This is a genomic window from Azospirillum humicireducens, assembly GCF_001639105.2.
GTDB lineage: Bacteria > Pseudomonadota > Alphaproteobacteria > Azospirillales > Azospirillaceae > Azospirillum > Azospirillum humicireducens.
Window position 1 is genome coordinate 478909 of sequence record NZ_CP028902.1, and the last position, 24703, is coordinate 503611.

A 24703-nucleotide genomic window follows, 5' to 3' on the forward strand; every position below is an offset into this window, starting at 1 on the left:
AACGGCTGCGGCGCGAGGAAAGACTTGCACCACCGCGGACCATCTGGCAAACGCATCGTTTGCAACAGGTCATGAATTGGATTCATCTATGACCACCCGTCTCCCGCTGACCCAGCTTCGCGCCTTCGAGGCGGCCTGCCGCCTGGGCAGCTTCAGCGCGGCGGCTCAGGAGCTGGCGGTCACGCCGTCCGCGGTCAGCCATGCGATCCGCGAGTTGGAGCGCATGCTGGGAGCGATGCTGTTCCAGCGCTCGCCGCGGAAGATCGAGCCGACGCCGGAAGGGCGGACGTTGTATCGGCACGTCACCCGCGGCTTCGACCAGTTGCAGCGCGGCCTGCAGGAGATCACGACCGCCGGTCCGGCGCGCATCCGGGTCCACTGCGCACCGTCCTTCGCCGCGCAATGGCTGTCGCCGCGGCTGGGCCGCTTCCTCGGCCTCTTTCCGGCGGTGGAGCTGAAGCTGTCGGCCAGCCCGGACTATCCGCTGTTCCCGTCCGAGGAATACGACCTCTCCATCGTCTATGGCGAACCGCGCCAGACCGATGTGATGGCGATCCCGTTGGGGCACGAGACGGTCTGCCCGCTGTGCGCACCCGGCATCGCATCGCGGGTCACCGCCATCGACGACCTGTTGTCGGTCCCGCTGGTGCGCAGCGACCATAACCGGATCACCTGGCCGATGTGGTTCGACGCCAACTCCGCCATAGCCGCCACCCCGGCGGGACCGCGCTTCGACCGCAGTTTCATGGCAATCGCCGCCGCGGTGAACGGGGTCGGCGTCGTGCTGGAATCCACACGTCTGGCGGAGCGCGAACTGCAGTCCGGCCAGCTGGTCGCGCCCCTGGAGGGGCGGTCGCAGAGCCTGCGGCATGTCGCGCACTGGATGGTCTGGCCGAAGGGGGCCGAACGCAAACACGCCTTCCGCTGCTTCGTGACGTGGCTCGTCGAAGAGCTTGGCGTTCCAGGAATCGATTTCGACAAGGCGGCCCCACCCCTTCGGACGCCGCCCGGTTGACGCATACGGATGCGGTGGTATGTCGCTGGTATGACCACTTCATCGGCGCGCAGGAACGTGGTCTTAAAGGTGGAGGCGGGCATTCGAAGTCCGCCCTTTCTTTTCAACACCTTCTTTGCCGCGGGCGGGCTCAAGGTTGCCGCCCGCGAGACTGGAACCAGAATGTCAGTATCCGTTCTCGTCGCGAAACCGGCCTCGCCCGTCGAAGCCGGCCGGACCGCTTCCCACGCCCCGCTCAAGCATGGCAACCCGGCCGTCGTCGGCCTGGCCGGCTTCGGGCTGTCGACGCTGCTTCTGCAGTTCCACAATGTCGGCTGGATCGACATCGGCCCGGTGGTCTGGCTCGGCCTGATCTTCGGCGGGGCGGCGCAGATGATCGCCGGCCTGCAGGAGATGAAGGCAGGCAACAATTTCGGCTACAGCGCCTTCACCTCCTACGGCTGCTTCTGGATCTCACTGTGCCTGATCCTGATCGGCAACAGGACGGGCCTGTTCACCGTCGGCGAGACGGACATCGGCTGGTTTCTGGTCGCCTGGACATTCTACACCGCGATCATGACCGTCGGCGCCATGCGGATCAGCCGGGTTCTGGGCTTGATCTTCATCACGCTGCTGGCCGGATTCATCCTGCTGGACCTGGCACATTTCGCCGATCACGTCTTTACCGTGATCGCCGGCTACGAACTGATGGTCTGCGCCGGGCTGGCGCTGTACGGCATGGCGCATGCCGTCTTCCTCGACGTCTTCGGCCGCGACGTGCTGCCGATGGGCAAGCCGTTCCTGCGCTGAGCCGCTGCACGCCGCCCGATCCCGGCCGATGCTTGCACGATCCTCCTGGACTTCTGTGAGCATCGGCCGATCACCGTTTCAAGGCCCCAGCAAAGCCTCCACCAGTTCAGACTCCGGATCGGCCAGATCGTCGATGACGTCGAAGTGATGGCGCCCGTCGGCCAGCCGCAATTCGGTCGCCGCGCCCAGACCGCGCCAGATGTTGGCAAGCAATTCTGTCTGCCGGACGAACTCCGGCCGTTCGGCGGCACCCGCCCAGCAGGTGATGCGGGTGCCCGGCCGCGGGCGCAGCAGGACCGGGCTTTCCGCCGCCGCCTCCGCCTCGTCCAAATGCAGCGTGGCGTTCATGCGGGTGTTCAGCAGCGGCCGCAGATCGTGCAGGCCGCTGATGGAGACGACATGCTCCACCCGCCCCTGCACCTCCGGCGGCAACGGCGCGTCGGCGCAGGCGAGGCGGCTGACCAGATGGCCGCCGGCGGAATGGCCGGTCAGGCGCAGCGGTCCCGGCTGGGCCCGTGCAATGGTCTCCACCGCACGCGCGACCTGCCGGGTGATGCCGACGATGCGGCTTTCGGGGCAGAGCGTATAGCTGGGCATCGCCACCGTCCAGCCACGGGCGAGCGCACCGGCCGCCAGATGCGACCAGCGCCCCTTGTCGAAGGCCATCCAATAGCCGCCATGGACGAACACGACAGTGCCCTTGGCCCCGCCGTCGGGGCGGAACAGGTCGTAACGCTCACGCGCGCCCTCGCCATAGGGAAGATCCAACTCCGCCCGGCTGGCGGCGGAAAGTTCCGCCCTGAAGGCCGCCGCCAGTTCCGCCCAGCGCGCCGGATAGGCATCGCCGCCGGGAATATAGGCACCGTTGCTGTAAGCGTCGTCCCAATCGGCGATTGCCTGCAAACCGCTCACAGCACCGTCCTCACGCGCCAGAGTTCCGGAAAGAGTTCAACCGCCAGCATGTTGCGCAGATAGGAGACGCCGCCGGTGCCGCCGGTGCCGCGCTTGAAGCCGATCACCCGCTCCACCGTCGTCACATGGTTGAAGCGCCAGCGGCGGAAGTAATCCTCGAAATCCACCAGCTTCTCGGCAAGCTCATAGAGGGGCCAATGGTCTTCGGGGGACTGGTAGATGAGGCGCCACGCCTCCGTCACGCCGTCGTTGGGCTGATGCGTCTGCGCCACGTCGCGTTCCAGCACCTCCGCCGGAACCGGGATGCCGTTGCGGGCCAGCAGGCGCAGCGCCTCGTCATACAGGCTGGGGCGGAACAGCTCCTGCTCGAGCATGGCGTGGATTTCCGGCCGGTGGGCGTGGGGGCGCAGCATCGCCGGGTTGCGGTTGCCCAGCAGGAACTCGATCTCCCGATATTGGTAGGACTGGAAGCCGGAGGATTGGCCCAGATCGTCGCGGAAACGGGTGTATTCGCTGGGGGTCATCGTGCGCAGCACATCCCAGGCGGAATTCAGCTGTTCGAAGATGCGGGCGACGCGGGCCAGCATCTTGAAGGCGGGCGACAGCCGGTCCTCGCGGATCGCCTCCCGCGCGGCACGGATCTCATAGACCGCCAGCCGCATCCACAGCTCCGACGTCTGATGCTGGATGATGAACAGCATTTCGTCATGGGCGGTGGAACGCGGCATCTGCGCGCCCAGGATGCGGTCGAGCTGCAGATAGTCGCCGTAGGACATCCGCCCGTCGAAGGCCATCTGCGCGCCCTCGGCCGCCGGATCGTAAGGCTTTTTGTTGTCGTGCCCACTCATGTCACCGCCGCCTTCCTGTGGTAGTCGGGGCGGTCCCAAAGCCCGCCGTCCATCACCTGTTTCAACACGGCGACGGCACCGCGCACCTCCGCCTCGCCGATATAGAGCGGGGTGAAGCCAAAGCGCAGAATGTCCGGCGCCCGGAAATCGCCGATCACACCGCGGTCGATCAGCGCCTGCATGATGGGGTAGCCGTGGGGATGGCGGAAGGACACCTGGCTGCCGCGCCGCGTGCCGTCGCGCGGCGAGGCGAGTTGCAGCGCCGGGCATTGCGCCTCCACCAGGCCGATGAACAGGTCGCAGAGCGCGATGGATGTGCGGCGGACGGCCGCCATGTCGACCCCGTCCCAGACATCCAACGCGGCGTCGAGCGCAGCGAGCGCGATCACCGGCGGCGTACCGACGCGCATCCGCTCCACCCCTTCGCCGGGACGGTAGGACGGGTCGAAGGCGAAGGGCGCCTCATGCCCCATCCAGCCGGACAGCGCCGGGCGCGCCGTCTGCGCGTGGCACGGGGCGACATAGATGAAGGCCGGCGCCCCCGGTCCGCCATTCAGGTATTTGTAGGTGCAGCCGACCGCGAAGTCCGCCCCCGAGCCGGCCAGATCGACCGGCAGCGCGCCGGCGGAATGGGCGAGGTCCCACACCGTCACCACGCCCGCCGCATGGGCTTTGGCGGTCAGCGCCGCCATGTCATGGAGGCGGCCGGTCCGGTAATCGACCTCGGTCAGCATCAGCACGGCGACATCCTCGCCGATCGCCCCCTCCACCTCCTCCGGCGCCACCACCTTCAGGACATGGCCGCAGCCCAACGTCTCGATCAACCCCTCCGCCATGTAGAGGTCGGTCGGGAAATTGCCGCTGTCGGACAGGATGACCCGGCGGTCCGGCCGCATCGCCAGGGCCGCGGCCAGCGCCTGATAGACCTTGATCGAAAGGGTGTCGCCCACCACCACGCTGCCGGCCGGTGCACCGATCAGCCGGGCGATGCGGTCGCCGACGACCCGCGGCTGCACCATCCAGCCAGCGCTGTTCCAGCCCCGGATCAGCTGGCCGCCCCATTCCACGGCCAGGGTGCGGGCCACCCGCTCCTCCGCGGCGACCGGCAGCGGTCCCAGCGAGTTGCCATCCAGATAGATGACGCCGTCGGGAATGCGGAAGCGGGCGCGGGTCGCCTGGAAATCCGTCATCGCTCTGCCTGCCGCTGTCCGGCCCGGCGGGCACTGCCGGACGGGATCTGTTAGTTGCCGCAACAACCTATAGCTCTGGATATCTCCGCCACGCGGAGGCTGTCCAGCGGAAAATGGGCGATGCGGGGAGCCGCGCCACCCTATTGACCCCGACGCGCCCGTCTGAAAGAAAGTCGTACACAAAACAATTTGCGGATTTCCTTCGTGGCCGCGCAGACCGTCCCGTTCCGGCGTTTCTCCACCGGCTTTCTTCCGGAACGCGAACGTTTCGGCGCATGGCGGGATGCCATGACCTCGGTCTACGAGATCGCTCCGCTGGAGGAGGATGCATCCCGGCGATTCAGCGGCACGGCCACCAGCGCCCATCTGGGGCCGCTGATCGTGGGCACCATGGATGTTGATGCGCTGGCCTACAACCGGTCGCCGACAAAGATCCGGTCGGACCACATGGACCATTTCATCATCCGCCTCGACCGGTCCGGCACTGCCGGAAACGCATCGGATGAAATCCTGGTCAAGGACATGGGCCAGCCGCTGGCATTGCCGCCGATGCGGCTGGACGGCGCCTGCATCATCGTTCCCCGCGATGTCATGACCGGCATGCTGCCGCGGGCGGATGCGCTGCACGGGACGCGCCTGGGCGGCATCATGGGGCGGCTGCTGGCCGACCACATGCGGTCGCTGGCCCAGGCGGTGCCGGCGGCAACGGTGGAGGAGGCACCGCAGATCGTGCGTGCCATCCGCGACATGGTCACGGCCTGCCTCGCACCCAGCCACGACGCGCTGGTGCAGGCAAGGCCGCAGGTCGCCGCCACCCTGATCATGCAGGCACGGCGCCACATCGACGCCAATCTGACGAACCCGGACCTGTCGCCCGACCGGCTGTGCGTGGCGCTCGGCCTGTCGCGCTCGGCGCTTTATACGCTGTTCGAGCCCCACCACGGCGTCAACCGCTACATCCAGGAGCGCCGCCTGCTGCGTGTGCGCGAGCATCTGTGCGATCCCGGCGAGCGGCGGCGCATCGGGGAAATCGCCTTCGCATACGGCTTCACCAGCGAGGCGCATTTCAGCCGGGCCTTCCGCCGCGCCTTCGGCTGCTCGCCGTCGGAGATGCGGGCCGGGGCAGTGGCCGGGCGGGCGAAGGGTGCCGTTCAGACCGGTGCGGCGGGCAGCATCGGCGGAGAATTTCCAGACTGGCTGCGCCAGCTTCGCGCCTGAGTGTGGATGCATGGTCAAGGAAAATTGGACGCCCGGTCATGGCCCGCCCGCCATTGCCACGCTAGCGTATTTCCCGACCGACCGGCCGATCCGAGGTGAGACCCGTGACATACGAATTCAAAAGGCTTGTGGACGCCAGGCTCAGCCTGAACGAACGCCCCATGGTGATGATGTGGGCGGCGGTCAGCGGCGGTGCCGCGGAAGCGGTGTTCCTGACCTGCCTGGAACAATTCAAACAGTCGCCGTCCAAGGCGAAGGTGAAGGTCATCCATGAATGGCTGATCGACCAGAACTCGACGAAAGGCGACGGCCACTGGGGGCCGATGAACCTGGAATCGGACGGCGTCAGCAATTCGACCAAGGCAACCGCCGCCGGCATCGCCACCGCATCCGCCTACTACATCGGGCGCAAGAGCTGGTGGGGAAAGAGGAGTTCCACGCTCAGTACGGCGCTGGGCAATACCCCCGCCCCGAACATGTTCGATTCCCTGGTGGACCCGGCGGCCACCGCGCTCGGAACAGTGCAGCCATGGTTCAGCGGTTGGTCGCTGGCCCAGCTGGACAGGAAGGACAGCTATGTCATCAACCGGCTGAAGGGCATGGAGTACATGAACAACGCCTTCATGTCCGCCGGCTTCAACACCGCCGCCATGGGCATCCGGCTGCCCTTCAAGTTCCGGTAAGGGAGAGGGGGCGGAAGAGGAGCGCTATGCTCTCAAGGATTGCAGAGCGGGAGGAACATCCATCCTCAATCCTGCTTCGCCGACATCGGCGGCTCGAGCGGGTGCTCCAGGAAGAAGCGCATCATCTCCGCCGTGGCGTCCGGTCCCTGCGGGTCGGTGTAGGAGCCGGCGGGGCTTCCGCCCGCCCAGGCATGTCCGGCGCCATGGATGGTCCAGTGTTCGCACAGCGTCCGGCCGGACGGATCGGTGTGGAAGGTCCGGCTGAAGCCGCGCCCGCCGGGGGCTTCGCCCTGCTGCGTTTCGGTGCGCAGGCCGGTGACGGCGGCGGTCGCCTGGGCCGCGACCTGATCGCCGTTCCGCGGATTCACCACCGTGTCCCGGTCGCCGTGGAAGACGATGGTGGGAACCTTGCGGCCGCTCCCTCCGCTGCCCGGAGCCGCCCGGCCGCCCTGGCGCATGGCGGCGAGCGCCGAGGGAAGGTCGTCGGCGGCACCGGCCGGCAGGCCGGAATGCACGCCGGCCGCGGCATAGAGATCGGGATAGGCCGCCGCCATGATCGCCGCCGCGGCGCCGCCAGCGGACAGCCCGGCGATGTAGACGCGGGTTGGATCGATGGATTGCTCGCGCATGATCCGGCGGGTGATGCCGGCCAGCAGGTCGGGTTCCCCGCGGTCGCGGCTCCGGTCCTCCGGCTTGAACCAGTTCCAGCAGCGTTGCGGGTTGGCCGAGGCCGGCTGTTCCGGATAGGCGACGAACAGGCCATGCCGCTCGGCGAAGGCGTTCATCCGGGTTCCGGCGGCGAAATCGTCGGGCGACTGGGTGCAGCCATGCAGCATCACCACCAGCGGACGCGGCCCCTCGCCGCGGTTGGCCGGCACATAGAGCTTGTAGGCGCGGGTCCCCGACGCCCCGCTGTAGGACACAATCTCGAAGGACGCACCGTCCGGCAGAGGGTCGGCCGCCGGGCGGGGCGCAGCCGTCCCCGCACCATCCAGCCCGGTCGGCCGCAGGCGGGCGGCAAGGCCGCGCAGGGTCTCGCCCAGCCCCGTCCGCACCGTGCGGCCGGGCCTGCTTCCCGGCGTCTTGCCGGCGGAGGATGCGGAATCGAGCCGCGTGAACTCGCCCTCTATGACGGAGGGGTCGGGCGCAGCCGTGGGGGTGGAGGGGGGAGCGGGTTCGCCCGTCCCCCGCAGCAGGCGCTGGACGAGGCCGGTCGCCTCGGCAAGCCGGCCGGCACGGGTCAGGCGGGCGACCTCGTCCATGCCGGGCAGGAAGCCGGTGGGGCGTGAGTTGGGCATAAGGGGTTCTTTCCAGGTTCGGGCCAGGTTCGGGCCAGGTTCGGGCCAGGTTCGGGCCAGGTTCGGGCCAAGTCGTGAAAGATGCCGGGCGCGTCAGCGGATGCGGTCGGCGAGCGCCGCCTTGACGGCGGACGGCGCATGCAGCGCGCCCAGCACGGTCAGCGAGGCGATGGTGGCGCGGGCGAGGTCGGCGGAAACGTCCGGAGCGATGGTGGCGAGTCCGAGAACGCGGATGTCCAGCATCCGCCCTTCGGCCTGCGCGGCCTCCAGGTCAGCACGGCTGAAATGGCGCAGGCCCAGATCGACGCTCTTGCGCGTCACCGTCTGGCGGACGATCTCGGCGTGACGGTCGACCTGATTGCGGATGGCCGTGCGGATGAAGTCGGTGCGGTTCGAATAGAACCCCTCATCGACCAGCAGGTCGATGTGGCCCAGGTCGACATAGCCGAGATTGATGGTGATCTTCTCGCTGTCGCCTGCCTTGGGCCGCAGGTCACGGGCTGCTTCATTCATGGCCGACCATCCGTTTACCATCTGAATGGATGGTATCTGGATGTCGCACCCTTCCCGTTCAAGGCCTTCGCCGGTGTTTTCACGAACCTGTACGAACGATCGGATTTCTTTTTGGCTGGGATCGGAACAATGAATTTTCGATTCCGCCGAGGGATGCGGTTTAATCCTGACCGGAACGCAGACATGGCCGGCGACCGCACCGGCCCCGGCCTGCTCCGTCCAGAAGGGGAGTTTCAGAATGACCGTTCCGCCCAGCGATCAGGTGCAGCTCGTCGCCTATCTCGTCGCCAAGCCCGGACAGGAGCAGGCGCTGGCCGATGCCATCGCCGCCATCGTCCCGACCGTCCTGACGGAACCGGGCTGCCTCGCCTATTCCGCCCATGTCAGCCGCGAGCGGCCCGGCACCATCGTGATGTACGAGGTGTGGAAGGATCAGGCGGCACTCGACGCCCATGCGGCGGGCGCCGCCTTCACCGGCCTCGCAGCACGGTTCGACACGCTGCTGGGCGAGCCGCTGCGGATCGACCTGCTGCGCCGCATCGCCTGACCGGGGCCGGCAGGCTGGACGCTCCTCACCAGTCGGACGGGCAGGACTTGCAGCCGGTCATCAGCGCGTCCTGGAAGATCGCGAAACGGATCTTCGCTCCCTCCAGATTGGCGCCCGACAGGTTGGACAGGGACAGCTTCGCCTCCTGCAGATTGGCGCCTTCGAGGCTCGCGCCGGCGAGATTGATCTTGTCGGCGCGGATCGCCTCCAGGTTCGCCGCGGTCAGGTCGGTGCCGGTGAAGTCGGCGCCGGTGGCTCGGGCGAACTCCAGATTGGCGCCGCGCAGACGCGCGCCGGACAGCCGCGCCCCCTGCAGGAAGGCGGTGCGCAGGTCGGCACCGTCGAGAATGGCGCCCGACAAGTTGGCCCCGCGCAGGTCGGCGTTGCGCAGATCGGCCCGCATCAGATTGGCTCCGTGCAGATCGGCCCCCGCCAGCGCCAGCCCCCGCAGATTGCGGTGCCGCAGGTCGAGGTTGGGACAGGCGATGCGCGGGCCGAGCGTGCAGCCGTTCACGCTGGTGGCCCGCTCCTCCTCGCCGCCGCCGACCGGGCGGGCGGACGGATCGTCGGCTGCGTTCTCAAGCGCCGCGCTTTCCACCTCCGCGGAGATGGCCGAAGCGGCAGGCGCCAGCATGCAAAGGACAAGGCCGCATCCTGCCAGCCTGGGGAGCAGGGCCTTCTTGCGCGACGTCATGATGTTGCCTCCGTTGGGAAAAGGCCGGGGCGGCAACCGCCCCGGCTCTTCTGGGATCATCCGGCCTGGAATCATCCGGCCGGACCGGCTCACTTGGTGCTGGAGACCTTCACGTCGGCGAGCTTGAACACCCAGAAGGACCCGCCCTGGGTCACGCGGGTGGTCAGGTCGGCCAGATCGCCGCCCCACAGCGGCACCGCGCCGCCATAGCCGGTGGTGATGCCGACATATTGCACCCCGTCCTGCTCCCAGGTGACGGGAGACGAGATGATGCCGGAGCCGGTCTGGAAGCGCCAAAGCTCCTCGCCCGTCTTGGCGTTGAACGCCTTGACATAGCCGTCGCCGGTGCCGGTGAAGACCAGATTGCCGGCGGTCGCCAGCGTGCCGGACCACAGCGGAAGCTCTTCCTTGTGTTCCCACACGATCTTGCCGGTGGTCGGATCGAGCGCCCGCAGGATGCCGACATGATCGTCGAACATCTTGTGGATGCGGAACCCCATGCCGAGATAGGCCGCGCCGGGGTTGTAGCCGACATGCTCGGTCCAGTAATCCTCCTTCCAATGGTTGGCGGCGATGTAGAACAGCTTGGTGTCCTCGCTGTAGGACATCGGGTTCCAGTTCTTGCCGCCGAGGAAGGGCGGCGACACCTCGACCGGCTTGCCGCGCTTCTCGCCTTCGGCCGGCAGGGCCGGACGCTGGCCCTCGACCTCGATGGGGCGGCCGGTCTTCAGGTCGATGCCCTTGGCCCAGGTGATGCCGTCGACGAAGGGATAGGCGGCCAGCACGCTGTTCGGCTTGTTGGGCTCGCCGCCGGCCGTCGCCAGCTTCACGCGGTCGGTGACGTAGAAGAAGCCGTTGCGGTCGGCATGGGCGGTCGCCTTCACCGTCTTGCCGGAGGCGTCGGTGTAGTCGAACAGCACCAGCTCGTTGTTGCCGGAGAAGTCCCAGGTGTCGTTCGGCGTGTGCTGGTAGAAGCCCTTCAGTTCGCCGGTGGCCGGATCGACATAGGCCTGGCCGGAGGTATAGAGGCTGTCGCCGGGCCAGCGCGCCCAGCCGTTCCACGGCGCCGGGTTGCCGGTGCCGATGACGATGGTGTTGGTCTCCACGTCGAAGGTGGCGCTCTGCCAGGGCGCGCCGCCGCCATGGTTCCACGCCTCGACCAGCTTGCCCTCCTTGTCGCGCGGCCAGGACGGCGCCTTGTCGCTGCCGGTGGGGGTGCTGTCCTTGCCGTTCAGCCGGCCCATGTGCCCTTCGACCAGCGGGCGCATCCACACCTCGTCGCCGGTATCCGGATCGCGGGCGAACAGCCGCCCGACCACCCCGAACTCGTCGCCCGACGACCCGTGGATCAGCAGCACCTTGCCGCTCTTCTGGTCCTTCACGACGGTCGGCGCACCGGTCATCGTGTAGCCGACCTTGTGATCGGCGAACTTCTTCTTCCAGACGACCTTGCCGGTGTCCTTGTTCAGCGCGACGATTGAGGCGTCGAGCGTGCCGAAGAACACCTTGTCGCCATAGATCGCCGCGCCGCGGTTGACGACGTCGCAGCAGGGCCGGATGTCGTCGGGCAGGCGGTGGGAGTAGCTCCACAGCCGCTTGCCGGTCTTCGCGTCCAGCGCGAACATGCGGGAATAAGAGGCGGTGACGTAGATCACCCCCTCATGCACCAGCGCCTGGGTCTCCTGCCCGCGCTGCTTCTCGTCGCCGAAGGAGAAGGACCAGGCCGGAACCAGGCGCGACACGCTGTCGGTGTTGATCTGCTTCAGCGGGCTGAAACGCTTGCCCTCCACCCCCATGCCGTACATCAGCACATCGCCGGGGTTCTTCGCGTCGCTGGCGATGGCATCCCAGCTGACCTCCCCGGCCAGCGCGGGAACGGCCGCCGTCAGCAGCAGTCCGGCGACCGCCGCTGCAAGGCCGAGGCGGCGACGCAGCCGGGACCGGCCGGCGTTGGGCGCAGTGGTGGTGTTGGACGAAAGTGTCATGCGTTTCCCCCGTTGATTGGCCGTGAGACGGCGATGGTCGGCAATGGAGTGCGAGAGGCGCCCCGCAGGAGCGTGCTGGCAGCGGCACCGGGAAACCCTCACGCCGGCCGATTCCCGTCCGGCAACGGCGGGAGGCTGTGCCGCCCGGATGCGGAAGCGGCCGTACGTGACGGTGTCATGCCCGAAGGCGGCGCTTTGCCGGCAAGACGCTGTCGAAGGCTGTTCTGTGCATCCCGCCCGGCGCACAGGGCCATGTCCTGCCTGTCCCCATAGTCTTCCCGGCGGGCCAACCTTTCCATTCGACATTCCGGGGAAGATTTTCTTGCAGCCCGCCCGCGATGATTTCCCGGATGGAACGGGATTTTTTCCCGTGTCGCCCGACACCGTGCGGAGCCGTTCGCTGCCGATTGTCCGAAGGACGGATGGCAGACGGACAGATTGATGGACTAACATTCCGTCATTGGTCTTATGGCGGAGCGGGCGGCGGTGTCCCTGAAGATGCGCATCCTGGCCCTGATCGGCCTGTTCCTGCTGCTGATGACGGTGGCCGGCGGAGCGGTGATGGTCGTGAACGCCCGTGACGCGGTGCGGGCGGAGATGGCGTCGGCGCTCGAACTCGGCCGCGCGCTCGGCCTTGCGGCGACGGAGCGTGGACCGTTGGAAGGCGGTCCCGGCATGCTGAACGGGCTGGGGCTGCGTCATCTGCGCTTCGTCGAGGGCGACGATGTTGCGGGAGCGAGGGTGGAGAGCGGACGGACGCCGGACTGGTTCACCGCGTTGATCGCCGTGGAGCCGCAGGAACTGCGGCTGGCCGGCACCCTGCGCGTCGTGGCCGAGCCCTGGGACGAGATCGCCGAGGTCTGGGAGGACATGAGCGATCTCGCCGCCGCGGTTCTGGCTGTCGGCGTGCTGCTGCTGGCAGCGGCCTTCCTGGCGCTGGGGCGGGCACTGGCGCCGCTGTCGCGGCTGGAAGCCGGGGTGAGGCGGCTGCGCGAGGGCGACTACCGCTTCGCCTTCGACAGCGAGGGCGTTCCCGAGCTCCGCCGGCTGGGAACCGGCATCGCCGCGCTGGCCGACGGTCTGGCCGCGGCCGAGCGGGAGAACCGCCGCGTCGGCCAGCGCATCGTCGCGGCTCAGGACGCCGAACGGCGGGAGATCGCCCGCGACATCCATGACGAGCTTGGCGCCGCGCTGTTCGCGATCAAGGTCGATGCCGGGCGGCTCCTCCGGCTGGCCGAAGGTCGGGCCGATGGGGAAGAGGCGGCGGAGCGCGCACGCAAGATCCTCGACACGGCGGCGGAGGTCCACCAGCTCAGCCGCCGTATCCTGGTCCGCCTGCGCCCCGCCCTGCTCGACCAGTTGCCGTTGAGCGAGGCGCTGACCGAACTGGTCGGCGATTGGATGCGGCGCAAACCCGATGTCGCCTGGACGCTCTCCATCGAACCGCCGGGCGCCGCGGCGGAACTCGACGGCTGCGAGGAGGTGCTGCGCCTGACCCTCTACCGGCTGGTACAGGAATCGCTGGTCAACGCCCTGCGGCATGCCGTGCCATCGGCGGTGGCGGTCACCCTGCGGATCGGCGCGGACAGGGTGGAGGTCGCCGTCACGGACGACGGCCCCGGACTTGCTTTCGGCCCGCCGGGCGGCGACGATCCGCACAGGGCCGGCTTCGGCATTTCCGGCATGGCTGAGAGGGTCCAGGCCTTGGGCGGATGTCTGGCCATCGGACAGGCCGACGGGGGCGGCACCAGGGTGTCGGCCCGGCTGCCCCGGTCCTCGCAGATTTCGGCAACGGTCCGCCTGGAGCGCACGGCATGACCCGCACCATCCTTCTGGTCGACGACCATCCCATCGTGCGCGCCGGCTGCCAGCGGCTGCTTGCCGAAGCGGCGCTGGGGCGCGTGGTGGAGGCGGAGGACGTCGACAGCGCACTCGCCCTGTGGCGGACGGAGCGGCCGGACGTCGTCGTCCTCGACCTGAACATTCCCGGGGACGGCGGCGGCATGGCGGTGCTGCGCAGCATGCAGACGGACAATCCGGCGGTGCCCGTGCTGATCTTCAGCATGCATGAGGACCCGGCCATCGCCGCCCGCGCGCTGAAAGCCGGCGCCAAGGGCTATGTCACCAAGAATGACGCGCCCGACAGTCTGGCATCGGCGATCGGCACCGTGCTGGCCGGGCGCATCCATCTCGACAACGCGCTCGCCCGCGAACTGGCGCTCATGACCCTGACGGCGCCGGCCGATCCGCTGGCGCCGCTGACCCAGCGCGAGCGGGAGATCCTGGCGCTGGTCGGCCGCGGGATGACCACAGCGGCCATCGGCGAAACGCTGGGCATCAGCCAGAAGACGGTGGCCAACGCCTGCACCCAGATCAAGGACAAGCTGGGCGCCGACAGCACCCGCGCCCTGATCCGCATCGCCATCGCCCATGGGCTGGCCGGCTGAGCCTGCCGGACGCAGGCCTGGCCCTTCGATCCGGCGCGCCCTGGCCGGGGCGCGCTGGCCGGGGCGCCGACCCCGAGCCGGCATGCCCAGCCGATTGTCGTGACCTCGGATATTTTGCCGTCCGCCCTGAGGCTGACAGGTTCATGACAGGTTGGTCTGGTAAATAATCACCAACACGAATAACTTTCCGGGAGAAACGTCATGGCGGACCAGCCCGCGCGGCCACCGGCAGAAGACCGCATACCGGCATTCCATGGCGCCGCGCACGGCGCAGGTGCCGGCGGATCGATCCTGCTCCCGAACATGCCGTTTCCGGAGCAGCACCCCGGACAGCCCGGCAGCGGGGCGCCGCAGCCGTCTCTGCCGGCAGGTCAACAGGGTCGTCAACGATAAGTCCGATCAGGGACAGGATCAGTCGGGAGGGTTCATCATGAAATTCGGCATCTCCGCCAAGCTGTCCGTCGCAGCGGCCCTGGCCTTCGCCACGGTCGCCTTCACCGCGCCGGCGTCGGCCGAGCTGAAGTCGGTGGAGATCATCGCCCCGGCGAATCCCGGCGGCGGTTACGACCAGCATGCCCGCGCGATGCAGCAGGTGATGCAGAACCACAAGCTCGCCTCCGGCATCCAGGTGGTCAACATTCCCGGGGCCGGCGGCACCATCGGGCTCAGCCAGTTCGTCACGGCGAAGAAGCGCAATCCCGGCATGATGATCAGCGGCCTCGGCATGATCGGCGCCATCCTGATCAACAAGTCGCCGGTGACGCTGGATCAGGTGACGCCGCTGGGCCGCCTGACCGGCGAATATCAGCCGATCGTCGTCGCGGCCGATTCGCCGATCAAGACGCTCGACGACCTGATCCGGAAGTTCAAGGCCGATCCCGGCTCGGTGTCCTGGGGCGGCTTCGCCGTCGGCAGCCCCGACCACATCCTCTACGCCCTGATCGTCAAGGCGGCGGGCGGCGATGTCGGCAAGATGAACTACATCGCGGCCGGGGCCGGCGGCGAGATGATGGCGTCGATCCTCGGCGGCCACATCACGGTCGCCACCGGCGGCTACAACGAGATGGCCTCGCAGCTCCAGGCCGGAAAACTGCGGGCGCTCGCCATCTCCGCGCCGCAGCGCGTTCCCGGCATCGACATCCCGACCTTCAAGGAACAGGGTGTGGATGTGGAACTGGTGAACTGGCGCGCCGTGATGGCGCCGGCCACGCTGAAGGCGGACGAGCTGAAGGCGATGGACGAGGCCGTCGGCGCGATGGTCCGGACCGACGAATGGAAGCAGATCGCCAAGGAGCGCGGCTGGATCGACCTCTACCTGCCGGCCGACCGCTTCGCCGCCTTCCTCAAGGAGGAACGCAGCCGGATCGGGACGGTCCTGACCGACCTCGGCCTCGTCAAGTAACCGATCGGGCAAACCCGCCGATCATAGAGTCCCATCAACAAGAAACACCAGGAGGATCCCCATGGGCGCCCGTCACGCCACACTCTTCAAGGGCCTGTTCACCGCCGCCGCCCTGATCGCCGGCACCGTCACCGCAACCCCCTCGCTCGCCGAGCTGAAGGGGCTGGAGATCATCGCCCCCGCCAGCCCCGGCGGCGGCTGGGACCAGCATGCACGCGCGCTGCAGCAGGTTCTGCAGAACCAGAAGCTGGCCTCCGGCGTCCAGGTCGCCAATATCCCCGGCGCTGGCGGCACCATCGGGCTCGCCCAGTTCGTCACGGCCAAGAAGCGCAATCCCGCCATCCTGGTCGGCGGCCAGATCATGCTTGGGGCAATCGTCACCAACAAGTCCGCGGTCACGCTGGACCAGGTGGCGCCGCTGGCCCGGCTGACCGGCGAATACACCGGCATCGTCGTGCCGGCCGATTCGCCGATCAAGTCCTTCGGCGACCTGCTGCAGAAGTTCAAGGCCGATCCCGGTTCGGTGTCGTGGGGCGGCGGATCTGCCGGCGGCAGCGACCAGATCCTCGCCGGGCTGATCGCCAAGTCGGTCGGCGTCGACCCGGCCAAGGTCAACTATGTCGCCACCGCCGGCGGCGGCGAGCTGCTGGCCTCGGCGTTGGGCGGTCACGTCACTCTGGGCTTGGGCGGCTACTCCGAGTTCACGCCGCAGATCCAGGCCGGAAAGCTGCGCGCCATCGCCGTCTCCGCGCCGCAGCGCCTGCCGGGCACCGACACCCCGACCCTGAAGGAACAGGGCGTGGACCTGGAATTCGTCAACTGGCGCGGCATCTTCGCCCAGGCCAACGCCAAGCCGGCCGAGATGAAGGAGCTTCAGGAGGCGGTGGCCAAGGTCGTCGCCAGCCCCGAATGGCAGGAACTCCTGAAGCAGCGCGGCTGGATCGACCAGTACCAGCCGTCCGACCGGTTCGCCGGCTTCCTGAAGGAAGACCGCACCCGCATCGAAGGCACGCTGAAGGAACTCGGCATCGCCAAGTAACCGCGGCGACGGTGCGGGCGCCCGTACATCGGGGGCGCCCGCCCGCCACCGGATAGAAATCGGGAGGATGCGATGACCACTGGCCGCAGTTTGCGGATCGGCGAAGCCTTGCTCGGTGGCGGCCTGTTCGCCCTGGGTGCGCTGATCGCCGTCGAGACCATGCTGACCCCGTCCGCCGGCCGCGGCGTCGTCGGCCCTGCCCTGTTCCCCTACTTGATCTCGGCCGGCCTGATGCTGGTCGCCCTGTCGCTGCTGCGCGAGGCCTTCGCCGGTCACATCGCCCATGATGGCGGGCTGGAACTGGACCTGCGGGCGGTGATGCTGGTCGCGGCCGGGCTGGTCGCGCAGTTCCTGCTGATCGAGTATCTCGGCTGGATTCCGGCCGCCGCCCTTCTGTTCGTCGCGGTGGCGCGCGCCTTCGGCAACCGCCGCTTTTTTGTGAACGCCGCATTCGGGCTCGTGCTGTCCGGCGCGACCTTCGTGGTCTTCAATTACGGCCTCGACCTGAACCTGCCGATCGGCACCGTCGGCGAGTGGTTCCTGCCGGCCGAATAAGCGTCCTTTCGGGAAGGAAACGCATCCATGGACACCCTCGCCGCGCTCGGCCACGGATTTCTCGTGGCGCTGACGCCCTACAACCTGCTGTGGTCGGCCATCGGTGTCACCGTGGGCACGGCGGTCGGCGTCCTGCCCGGCATCGGCCCGGCGCTCACCGTGGCTCTGCTGCTGCCGGTCACCTACCATCTGGAGCCGACCTCCGCCTTCATCATGTTCGCCGGCATCTATTACGGCGCCATGTATGGCGGCTCCACCACCTCGATCCTGCTGAACGCGCCGGGCGAGTCGGGCAGCATCGTCACCGCAATCGACGGCCATGCCATGGCCCGGCAGGGCCGCGGCGCCCAGGCTCTCGCCACCGCCGCCATCGGATCCTTCATCGCCGGCACCATCGCCACCGCGGCGCTGACCTTCGTGGCGCCCTTGATGGTGAAGATGGCGCTCCTGTTCGGCCCGGCCGAATATTTCGCCCTGATGGTGCTGGCGCTGACCACCGTCACCGCGGTGCTCGGCGATTCCCTGGCCCGCGGGCTGGGCAGCCTGTTCCTCGGGTTGGCGCTGGGGCTGGTCGGCATCGACATGCAGACCGGTCAGGCGCGGCTGGCCTTCGGCGTGCCGGAGTTGCTGGACGGCATCGACACCGTCGTCGTCGCGGTCGGCCTGTTCGCGGTGGGCGAGACGCTCTACGTCGCCTCGCGCTTCCGCTTCGAGCGGGAGGAGGTCTATGCGCTGAAGGGCTCCAAATGGATGAGCCGCGAGGACTGGTCGCGCTCCTGGAAGCCCTGGCTGCGCGGCACCCTGCTGGGCTTCCCCATCGGCGCCCTGCCGGCGGGCGGCAGCGAAATCCCGACCTTCCTGTCCTATCTCGTCGAAAAGCGTCTGGCGAAGAAGCCGGAGGAATTCGGCCACGGCGCCATCGAGGCGGTGGCCGGACCGGAAGCCGCCAACAACGCTTCCGCCGCCGGCGTGCTGGCGCCGCTGCTGTCGCTCGGCCTGCCGACCTCGGCCACCGCGGCGATCATGCTGGCCGCCTTCCAGCAATATGGCCTGCAGCCCGGCCCGACGCTGTTCGACAGCACCCCGGAACTGGTCTGGGGCATGATCGCCAGCCTCTATGTCGGCAATGTTCTGCTGCTGCTGCTGAACCTGCCGCTGGTGGGGATGTGGGTGAAGCTGCTGGTCATCCCGCGGCCCTGGCTCTATGCCGGCATCCTGGTCTTCTCCACGCTGGGCGCCTACACGCTGAACAACAACGTGATCGATCTGGTCATCCTGTGGGTGATCGGGCTGGTCGGCTTCGGCATGCGGGTGCTGAACGTGCCGGTGGCGCCCTGTGTCGTCGGGCTGATCCTGGGGCCGCTGGCCGAACAGCAGTTCCGCCGCGCGCTCGCCATCAGCCAGGGTGACGCCACGGTGTTCATCACCCATCCGATTTCCGCCGCACTGCTCGCCGTCGCCGTGCTGCTGGTGGTCGGTCCGCTTGTGATGCGCCGCCGCAACCGCGCCGCCGCATCCGACCCTGCCGGCAAGACCTCGACGGTCTGACCGCCCGCTCTTTGCCGGCTCCCCCTCCCAGCCTGACATCCGGAAGGACTTGTGTTCATGGACTCCCTCGATCTTTGGCCGCAGCTCGTCGCGCTGGGACAGGTCGTCGCGATCGATCTCGTGCTTGCCGGCGATAACGCCATCGTCGTCGGCATGGCCGCCGCCGCGGTGCCGATGGCCCAGCGCAGGAAGGTCATCTTCTGGGGAATCGCCGCCGCCATCGGGCTGCGGATCTTCTTCGCGCTGATCACCGCACAGCTTCTCGCCATCATCGGCCTGACGCTGGCCGGCGGCGTGCTGCTGCTGTGGGTGTGCTGGAAGATGTTCCGCGAACTGCGCAGCCATGGCGAGGACGAGGTGGCTCCCGACGAGGCGATGGCCGCACCCGACATCTCCGGCAACGCCGGTGGCGCCGCGGTCGGCACCGCCGCTGCGGCAGCAGCCGCAGGCACCACGGTGGGCGCCGCCATCTGGCAGATCGTCGTCGCCGACGTGTCGATGTCGCTCGACAACGTGCTGGCCGTGGCCGGCGCCGCCAAGGACCATCCGACCATCCTGGTCATCGGCCTGATCCTGTCGGTCGTGCTGATGGGCGCGGCGGCGAACGTCATCGCGCACATGCTGCACAAGCACCGCTGGATCGGCTGGGTCGGCCTGCTCATCATCACCTATGTCGCCCTCGACATGATCTGGCGCGGCAGCCGCGAGGTGCTTAACCACACCGCCTTGATCCTGTGAGCCGGCACCTGTACGGAGACCACGCCATGAAGAAGGTTCTCGTCCCCCTCACCGGCCGTCCGCTCGACCGCCGCGCCGTCGCCTCCGCCTTCCTGGTCGCCGAACGCTTCGGCGCCCATGTCGAGGGGCTCAGCGTCATGCCGCAGGTGGAAATCCGCACCTCCATCGAAAGCGCCGCCATCCCCAAGGCGCTGGTGGAACAGCTGATCCGCATCGGGCAGGCCGAACAGGCGGAGGTGGTGGACGCCGCCCACCAGCTGTTCGACGAGTTCCGCGGCCGCCATGGCGGCGTCACCGCCTCCTGGCAGCAGGCGACCGGCCCGCTGGCGGAGACCGTGTCGGAGGAGGCGCGTCTGGCCGACGTGACCGTGATCGCCCAGGCTTCCGACGGCACCAACGCCATGGGGCCGGTGATCGAAGCGGCACTGTTCGGCTCCGGCCGTCCGCTCCTGCTGGCACCGAAGGCGGAGCCGGCGACGCTCGGCGCCACGGTCGCCGTCGCCTGGGACGGCGGCGCCGCCGCGGCCCGCGCGGTCGCCACGGCCATTCCCTTCCTTCACCGGGCCGGGAAGGTCGTCGTACTGTCCACCGACACGCCACAGGAGAGCCGTTCGGCCGATCCCGACCGCCTGACCGGCTATCTCGCCCTGCACGGCATCGTCGCCATCGTCCAGCGCATCGCCGTTTCCTCCGGCGTCAGCCGGGCACTGCTGGAGAACGCCCAGGCGCTGGGCTGCGACCTGCTGGTGATGGGCGGCTACGGGCACAGCCGCGTCCGTGAACGGGTGTGGGGCGGCGTGACACTCGACATCCTGCGCGAACCGCCTACCCTGCCGATCCTGATGGCCCATTGAGGCATCGGACAGGTCCAGACCGGAGGGGCAGCCCATGCGCATTCTCGTCGTCGAAGACACCGAGGATCTGGCCGACGCCATCGTTCGTGGCCTGCGCAAGCTGGGCTATGCGGTGGATTGGGCAGCCGACGGCCATGAGGCGGAGGAGCTGCTGCGGCGGGAGCCCTACCAGCTCGTCCTGCTTGACATCATGCTGCCGGGCATCGACGGGCCGGCGCTGCTGGCCCAGCTGCGCCGGCGCCGCAACGCGACCCCGGTGCTGATGATGACCGCCCGGTCCCAGGTGGACGTGAAGATCGACCTGCTCGACCTCGGCGCCGACGACTTCATCGTCAAGCCCTTCGATCTGCGCGAACTGGAGGCGCGCTGCCGGGCGCTGCTGCGCCGCTCCCACGGCATGGCGTCGTCGCGCACCGAATTCGGCAACATCCTGTTCGACGCCGCCGCCAAGCTGGTGCAGGTCGAGGGCCGGCCGGTCGAGCTGGGCGCGCGCGAGTTCCGGCTGCTGGAGCTGTTTCTCGGCAATCTCGGCGCGGTGATGTCGAAGGAGGACCTGATGGACCGCCTGTTCAGCCTGGACCAGCCCACCGCGCTGAACGCCATCGAGTTGTACGTCTCGCGGCTGCGGCGCAAGATGCAGGGATCGTCGATGGAGATCCGCACGGTTCGGGGGCTGGGATATGTGGCGGAAATCCGCAACGGGGAGTGAGGGAACCTATTCGCTGCGCCGGCGCCTGTTCATCCGGCTGCTCGGCGTGCTGGCGGTTCTGACCGGCGGCCTTTTCCTGTTCGTCGACGCCTATGCCCGCCGCGCCGCCGACGCCGCCTTCGACCGCCTGCTGGCGGCCTCCGCCCTGTCCATCGCCGACACGGTGCGGGTCCAGGACGGACGGTTCCTGGTCGATCTGCCCTATTCCTCGCTCAGCATCCTGGCGCAAGGCGGTGAGGAGCAGGGTGGCGGGCGCGACCGGCTGTTCTACCGCATCGTCGCGCCGGATGGATCGCCGGTCACCGGGTACGACGACCTGCCGGTGACAGCCAAGTCCGGCACCAGCGTCCGCCCGCAATTCACCGACGCCACCTACCGCGGCGCGCGGGTCCGCGTCGCCACGCTCGACCGCTTCGTGGCGCAGCCTGGGCTCGCCGGCTGGGTCACCATCGCCGTCGCCCAGACGCGGGAGGAGCGGCAGGCCTTGGCGCGCGACATCCTCGCCAACGCCTTCCTGCCCATCGTCTTCGCCATGCTCGCGGTGGCCGGGCTGGTGTGGTTCGGCATCCGGCAGGCGCTGGCACCGCTCGGCTCGCTGGAGCGCGCCCTGCGCGACCGCCACGCCCGCGACCTCTCCCCCATCGCCATGCCGCCGCCGCAGGAGGTGTCGCAGCTCGTCCACGCGATCAACCAGCTGATGGAGCGGCTGAAGGCGAACCTGGACACCATGCAGACCTTCCTGGCCGACGCCGCCCACCAGATCCGCACCCCGCTTGCCAGCCTGCGGCTGCAGGCCGAACTTGCCGCCGACGAGCACGACCCCGCCGCCCTGCGCCGCATCGCCCAGCGCGTCCACCGCAACGCGGCGGAGGCAAGCCAGCTCACCAGCCAGCTGTTGAACCACGCCATGGTGATGCATCGCAGCGAAGCCTTGAACCCCGAGGATGTGGACATCGGCGCCCTGCTGGAACAGGTGATCCAGCGGGCACGGCCGGTCGCCGGAGCGACGCCGATCCGGTTGGAGGTCGACCCCGCGGCCGAACCGGGTCTGGTTCCCGGCGACGCCATCAGCCTGCGCGAGGCACTGGCCAACCTCGTGGACAATGCGGTGAAATATGCCGGGGCGGCGAGACAGGACGGGGCCGCCGGCGCCATCGAGGTGTCGCTGGCCCGCCGGCCGGACGACCGCGGCCTGCGCATCGAGGTGGCCGACCGCGGTCCCGGCATTCCGGACGCGGAGAAGGCCGGCGTGCTGACCCGGTTCGGACGCGGCAGTTCGGCGGCAGGCGTAGCCGGCAGCGGTCTGGGGCTGGCCATCGTCCACTCCGTCACCGAGGCGCATGGCGCCGCCCTGTCGCTGCTCGACCGTCCGGGCGGCGGGCTGGTGGCGCGGATCGACTTCCCCGGCGCACGCGCCAACGACGCCACCGCATCCGAACCCGTCACCGTCCCGTCCGGCGGCCGGGCGGCATTGCTTGCCCTGGCCTTCGCCGCAGCGACCGCCCTCTGGTCGCCCCAGCAGGCGGCTGCGCAAACGGCACCGCAGACCATCACCTATCCGGCCCCCGGCACGGCGCGGGACCGGCTGCGCATCCACGCTGCAACCGACCGTCAGGCGATGGAGCCGCTGGTCCTCGACTTCCAGCGCGCGCATCCGGACATCACGGTGGAGTATGTCGACGTCGGCACGTCCGAACTGTACGCCCGTGCGGTCAAGGATGCCGAAACGGACAAGCCGGACCTGCTGATCAGCTCCGCCGCCGACCTTCAGATCAAGCTGGTGAATGACGGCCACACCCAGCCCCACATTCCGGCCGGCAGCCAGTTCCTGCCGGGCTGGGCCAACTGGCGGAACGAAGCCTTCGGCTTCACCTTCGAGCCGGCGGTGATCGCCTACGACCGCAACCGCCTGGCCGCCGACCGGGTGCCGCGCACCCGCGACGCGCTGATCCGGCTGCTGCGCGAGGAGCGCGCCCTGTACGGCCGGCTGGTCGCCACCTACGACGTCACCGTCAGCGGCATCGGCTATCTGCTGGCCTCGCACGACGCGCTGCTGTTCAGCCAATACTGGCAACTCGTGGGATTGATGGGCAACGCCCAGGTGCGGACGGCCTGCTGCAGCGCCGACCTTCTCGACATGGTCGAGCGGGGCGAGGCGCTGATCGCCTACAATGTCCTGGGGTCCTACGCGCGGGCACGGGTGGCGGCGGGCGCCCCCATCGGCATCGTGATGCCGGAGGACTACACGCTGGTCATCTCGCGCGTGGCGGTGATTCCGAAATCGGCCCCCCGCCCCGGTCTGGCCGGCCTGTTCATCGATTACCTGCTGTCCACCCGCGGACAGGAGGTGGTCGCCGACGGCTCCGCCCTCTACGCACTGTCCTCCTCGGTGACCCGCGAGGCCTCCGCCGCCGGCCTGCGCTCCAGCACCGTGGCGCAGCTGCAGCCGATCACGCTCAGCGCGGCGCTGCTGGTCTTCCTCGACCCGCTCAAACGCGGGGCCTTCCTGCAGCAATGGCGGTCGGCGGTGCAGCTGCCCTGAAGCCCTGCCGTCACAGGATGCCGAGCCGCTCCTTGATCTGCGGGAAGAAGCGCCGGCTCACGGGAATGACATGACCGCGCTTCGTGCTGATCTCCGCCAGTCCGTTCTCCAGGAAGTTGATCTTCTCGATGCAGTCGGTGTTGACCAGATATTGACGGTGGCAGCGCAGGAGTGGCGTCCGGTCCTGAAGGATGTGCAGGGGAAGCTCCGTCGGCCGTTCGGTGCCGTCGGTGGAAACCACATAGACGCCGCTGACGCCCGACGCCACATGCTCGACTTCCTCCATGCGCACGAGCTGCACATGATGCTGCCCGAAGCACGGGATCTGCCGGAGCTGGTTGGCGCCCGGAAGCTGGTCGATCTTCTGCGGCTCGCGGTCGCGGCGAAGACGCTGCAGGGTCTTGTCGAGACGGGCCTGATTGACCGGCTTCAGCAGGTAATCGAAGGCATGCTGTTCGAACGCCTGCACCGCATACTCGTCGTAGGCCGTCAGGAAGACGATGTGCGGCATCTTTTCGTGGTCGAGCATGCTCAGCATCTCGATGCCGCTCACCCGCGGCATCTGGATGTCCAGGAGCACGACGTCCGGCTTTTCCCGGTTGATCACGCCGATGGCGTCGATGGCGTTGCTGCATTCCCCGACGACGGTGATGTCGGTTGCCTTCGAGAGAACGCGGCGAAGCTCCTTGCGGGCCAGCGGTTCGTCATCGACGATGAGCACGTTGATCATTTGGAAGCGGCCTCCAGAGGAACCCGGATCGTGATGCGGGTGAAGACGTCCCGCTCGGACGCGACGGTAACACCGTAGGACGGCCCGAAACAGTTCTTGATGCGGCGGTCGACCAGACTCATCCCCAGCCCCTGCCCGCCCGGCTTCGGCTCGTAAAGCCCGGCATTGTCCTCGACGTCGATGACCAGACTTGCGCCTTCCTGCCGGGCGGCGATGGAGACGTGGCCGGGACGGAGAAGCTGCGACGTGCCGTGCTTGATCGCGTTCTCCACAACCGGCTGGAGCGTGAAGGCCGGCAGCCGGACCCGGCCGAGGCTGTCGGGAATGTCGACGTCCACCGACAGGCTGTCGGAAAAGCGCGCCAGCTCGATCTGCAGATAGGCGTTCACATGCTCGATCTCCTCGGCCAGCGGGGCGATCTGGCTGGGCCGTTTGAGATTCATGCGG

24 protein-coding genes are annotated in these 24703 nt (G+C 68.4%); 15 read left to right on the forward strand and 9 right to left on the reverse strand.

Annotated features, from left to right (window positions below):
* The first annotated feature begins 88 nt into the window (after nucleotides 1-88).
* Both A6A40_RS16695 and A6A40_RS16700 read left to right on the forward strand, forming a co-directional pair.
* Nucleotides 89-1015 carry a LysR substrate-binding domain-containing protein gene (locus A6A40_RS16695; RefSeq protein ID WP_108547022.1) on the forward strand — a complete coding sequence of 309 codons (927 nt, stop codon included), beginning with the start codon at nucleotides 89-91 and terminating at the stop codon, nucleotides 1013-1015.
* 162 nt (nucleotides 1016-1177) lie between these two features.
* Entirely contained in the window at nucleotides 1178-1804 is a 627-nt protein-coding gene (locus A6A40_RS16700) for an acetate uptake transporter (RefSeq protein WP_108547023.1), read from the forward strand.
* 78 nt (nucleotides 1805-1882) lie between these two features.
* Here the strand turns inward: A6A40_RS16700 and A6A40_RS16705 are convergent, their stop codons facing one another.
* The 3 genes from A6A40_RS16705 to kynU are packed head-to-tail and all read right to left on the reverse strand — an operon-like array spanning nucleotide 1883 to nucleotide 4754.
* A complete protein-coding gene (locus A6A40_RS16705) occupies nucleotides 1883-2716 on the reverse strand; it encodes an alpha/beta hydrolase (protein WP_108547024.1) in 834 nt (277 codons plus the stop codon).
* On the reverse strand, nucleotides 2713-3564 hold the full coding sequence (gene kynA / locus A6A40_RS16710; RefSeq protein WP_108547025.1) for a tryptophan 2,3-dioxygenase: 852 nt from the start codon (nucleotides 3562-3564) through the stop codon (nucleotides 2713-2715). Before kynA ends, A6A40_RS16705 begins: the two co-directional genes overlap by 4 nt.
* Nucleotides 3561-4754: a kynureninase gene (kynU, locus tag A6A40_RS16715; protein WP_108547026.1), complete on the reverse strand. Its 1194-nt coding sequence runs from the start codon at nucleotides 4752-4754 to the stop codon at nucleotides 3561-3563. Before kynU ends, kynA begins: the two co-directional genes overlap by 4 nt.
* Nucleotides 4755-4958: 204 nt before the next feature.
* Here kynU and A6A40_RS16720 point away from each other — a divergent pair, with 204 nt between their 5' ends.
* Together A6A40_RS16720 and A6A40_RS16725 are read left to right on the forward strand one after the other, a co-directional pair.
* Complete coding sequence (locus A6A40_RS16720; protein WP_146191573.1) at nucleotides 4959-5972, forward strand: helix-turn-helix domain-containing protein; 1014 nt, start codon at nucleotides 4959-4961, stop codon at nucleotides 5970-5972.
* A 104-nt stretch (nucleotides 5973-6076) separates the two neighbouring features.
* Nucleotides 6077-6655, forward strand: coding sequence for a hypothetical protein (locus tag A6A40_RS16725; protein WP_146191574.1), 579 nt, complete (start codon nucleotides 6077-6079; stop codon nucleotides 6653-6655).
* Nucleotides 6656-6720: 65 nt separating this feature from the next.
* Here A6A40_RS16725 and A6A40_RS16730 read toward each other — a convergent pair whose 3' ends face one another.
* Both A6A40_RS16730 and A6A40_RS16735 read right to left on the reverse strand, forming a co-directional pair.
* The gene (locus tag A6A40_RS16730) at nucleotides 6721-7953 is read right to left on the reverse strand and encodes an extracellular catalytic domain type 1 short-chain-length polyhydroxyalkanoate depolymerase (RefSeq protein WP_108547029.1); all 1233 of its coding nucleotides are present in this window, start codon (nucleotides 7951-7953) and stop codon (nucleotides 6721-6723) included.
* Nucleotides 7954-8046: 93 nt separating this feature from the next.
* A complete protein-coding gene (locus A6A40_RS16735; RefSeq protein WP_108547030.1) occupies nucleotides 8047-8466 on the reverse strand; it encodes a CopG family transcriptional regulator in 420 nt (139 codons plus the stop codon).
* Nucleotides 8467-8704: 238 nt separating this feature from the next.
* Here A6A40_RS16735 and A6A40_RS16740 point away from each other — a divergent pair, with 238 nt between their 5' ends.
* Nucleotides 8705-9013, forward strand: coding sequence for a putative quinol monooxygenase (locus A6A40_RS16740; RefSeq protein WP_108547031.1), 309 nt, complete (start codon nucleotides 8705-8707; stop codon nucleotides 9011-9013).
* Between the two features lie 25 nt (nucleotides 9014-9038).
* On the opposite strand, the gene A6A40_RS16745 is transcribed toward A6A40_RS16740, so the two are convergent.
* Both A6A40_RS16745 and A6A40_RS16750 read right to left on the reverse strand, forming a co-directional pair.
* Nucleotides 9039-9707, reverse strand: coding sequence for a pentapeptide repeat-containing protein (locus A6A40_RS16745; RefSeq protein WP_108547032.1), 669 nt, complete (start codon nucleotides 9705-9707; stop codon nucleotides 9039-9041).
* An 89-nt stretch (nucleotides 9708-9796) separates the two neighbouring features.
* Complete coding sequence (locus tag A6A40_RS16750) at nucleotides 9797-11692, reverse strand: methanol/ethanol family PQQ-dependent dehydrogenase (protein WP_108547033.1); 1896 nt, start codon at nucleotides 11690-11692, stop codon at nucleotides 9797-9799.
* Between the two features lie 486 nt (nucleotides 11693-12178).
* On the opposite strand from A6A40_RS16750, the gene A6A40_RS16755 reads away from it, so the two are divergent.
* From A6A40_RS16755 to A6A40_RS16800, 10 genes are all read left to right on the forward strand, one after another.
* Nucleotides 12179-13510, forward strand: coding sequence for a histidine kinase (locus A6A40_RS16755; RefSeq protein ID WP_108547273.1), 1332 nt, complete (start codon nucleotides 12179-12181; stop codon nucleotides 13508-13510).
* Nucleotides 13507-14139, forward strand: coding sequence for a response regulator transcription factor (locus A6A40_RS16760; protein WP_108547034.1), 633 nt, complete (start codon nucleotides 13507-13509; stop codon nucleotides 14137-14139). Before A6A40_RS16755 ends, A6A40_RS16760 begins: the two co-directional genes overlap by 4 nt.
* Before the next feature lie 430 nt (nucleotides 14140-14569).
* The gene (locus A6A40_RS16765; protein ID WP_108547035.1) at nucleotides 14570-15541 is read left to right on the forward strand and encodes a Bug family tripartite tricarboxylate transporter substrate binding protein; all 972 of its coding nucleotides are present in this window, start codon (nucleotides 14570-14572) and stop codon (nucleotides 15539-15541) included.
* 61 nt (nucleotides 15542-15602) lie between these two features.
* Complete coding sequence (locus A6A40_RS16770) at nucleotides 15603-16580, forward strand: Bug family tripartite tricarboxylate transporter substrate binding protein (RefSeq protein WP_108547036.1); 978 nt, start codon at nucleotides 15603-15605, stop codon at nucleotides 16578-16580.
* Between the two features lie 72 nt (nucleotides 16581-16652).
* Entirely contained in the window at nucleotides 16653-17135 is a 483-nt protein-coding gene (locus A6A40_RS16775) for a tripartite tricarboxylate transporter TctB family protein (RefSeq protein WP_108547037.1), read from the forward strand.
* 27 nt (nucleotides 17136-17162) lie between these two features.
* On the forward strand, nucleotides 17163-18683 hold the full coding sequence (locus A6A40_RS16780) for a tripartite tricarboxylate transporter permease (RefSeq protein WP_108547038.1): 1521 nt from the start codon (nucleotides 17163-17165) through the stop codon (nucleotides 18681-18683).
* A gap of 57 nt (nucleotides 18684-18740) precedes the next feature.
* The gene (locus tag A6A40_RS16785) at nucleotides 18741-19421 is read left to right on the forward strand and encodes a TerC family protein (RefSeq protein ID WP_108547039.1); all 681 of its coding nucleotides are present in this window, start codon (nucleotides 18741-18743) and stop codon (nucleotides 19419-19421) included.
* A gap of 26 nt (nucleotides 19422-19447) precedes the next feature.
* Complete coding sequence (locus A6A40_RS16790; RefSeq protein ID WP_108547040.1) at nucleotides 19448-20275, forward strand: universal stress protein; 828 nt, start codon at nucleotides 19448-19450, stop codon at nucleotides 20273-20275.
* Nucleotides 20276-20309: 34 nt separating this feature from the next.
* A complete protein-coding gene (locus A6A40_RS16795) occupies nucleotides 20310-20984 on the forward strand; it encodes a response regulator transcription factor (RefSeq protein ID WP_108547041.1) in 675 nt (224 codons plus the stop codon).
* Complete coding sequence (locus tag A6A40_RS16800) at nucleotides 20956-23526, forward strand: sensor histidine kinase (RefSeq protein WP_108547042.1); 2571 nt, start codon at nucleotides 20956-20958, stop codon at nucleotides 23524-23526. The genes A6A40_RS16795 and A6A40_RS16800 overlap by 29 nt, the downstream gene beginning before the upstream one ends.
* 10 nt (nucleotides 23527-23536) lie before the next feature.
* On the opposite strand, the gene btsR is transcribed toward A6A40_RS16800, so the two are convergent.
* The gene (gene btsR, locus A6A40_RS16805; RefSeq protein ID WP_108547043.1) at nucleotides 23537-24256 is read right to left on the reverse strand and encodes a two-component system response regulator BtsR; all 720 of its coding nucleotides are present in this window, start codon (nucleotides 24254-24256) and stop codon (nucleotides 23537-23539) included.
* Nucleotides 24253-24703: sensor histidine kinase (locus tag A6A40_RS32310; RefSeq protein WP_472240608.1), on the reverse strand; the 451-nt coding region annotated here is incomplete at its 5' end. The genes btsR and A6A40_RS32310, both read right to left, overlap by 4 nt.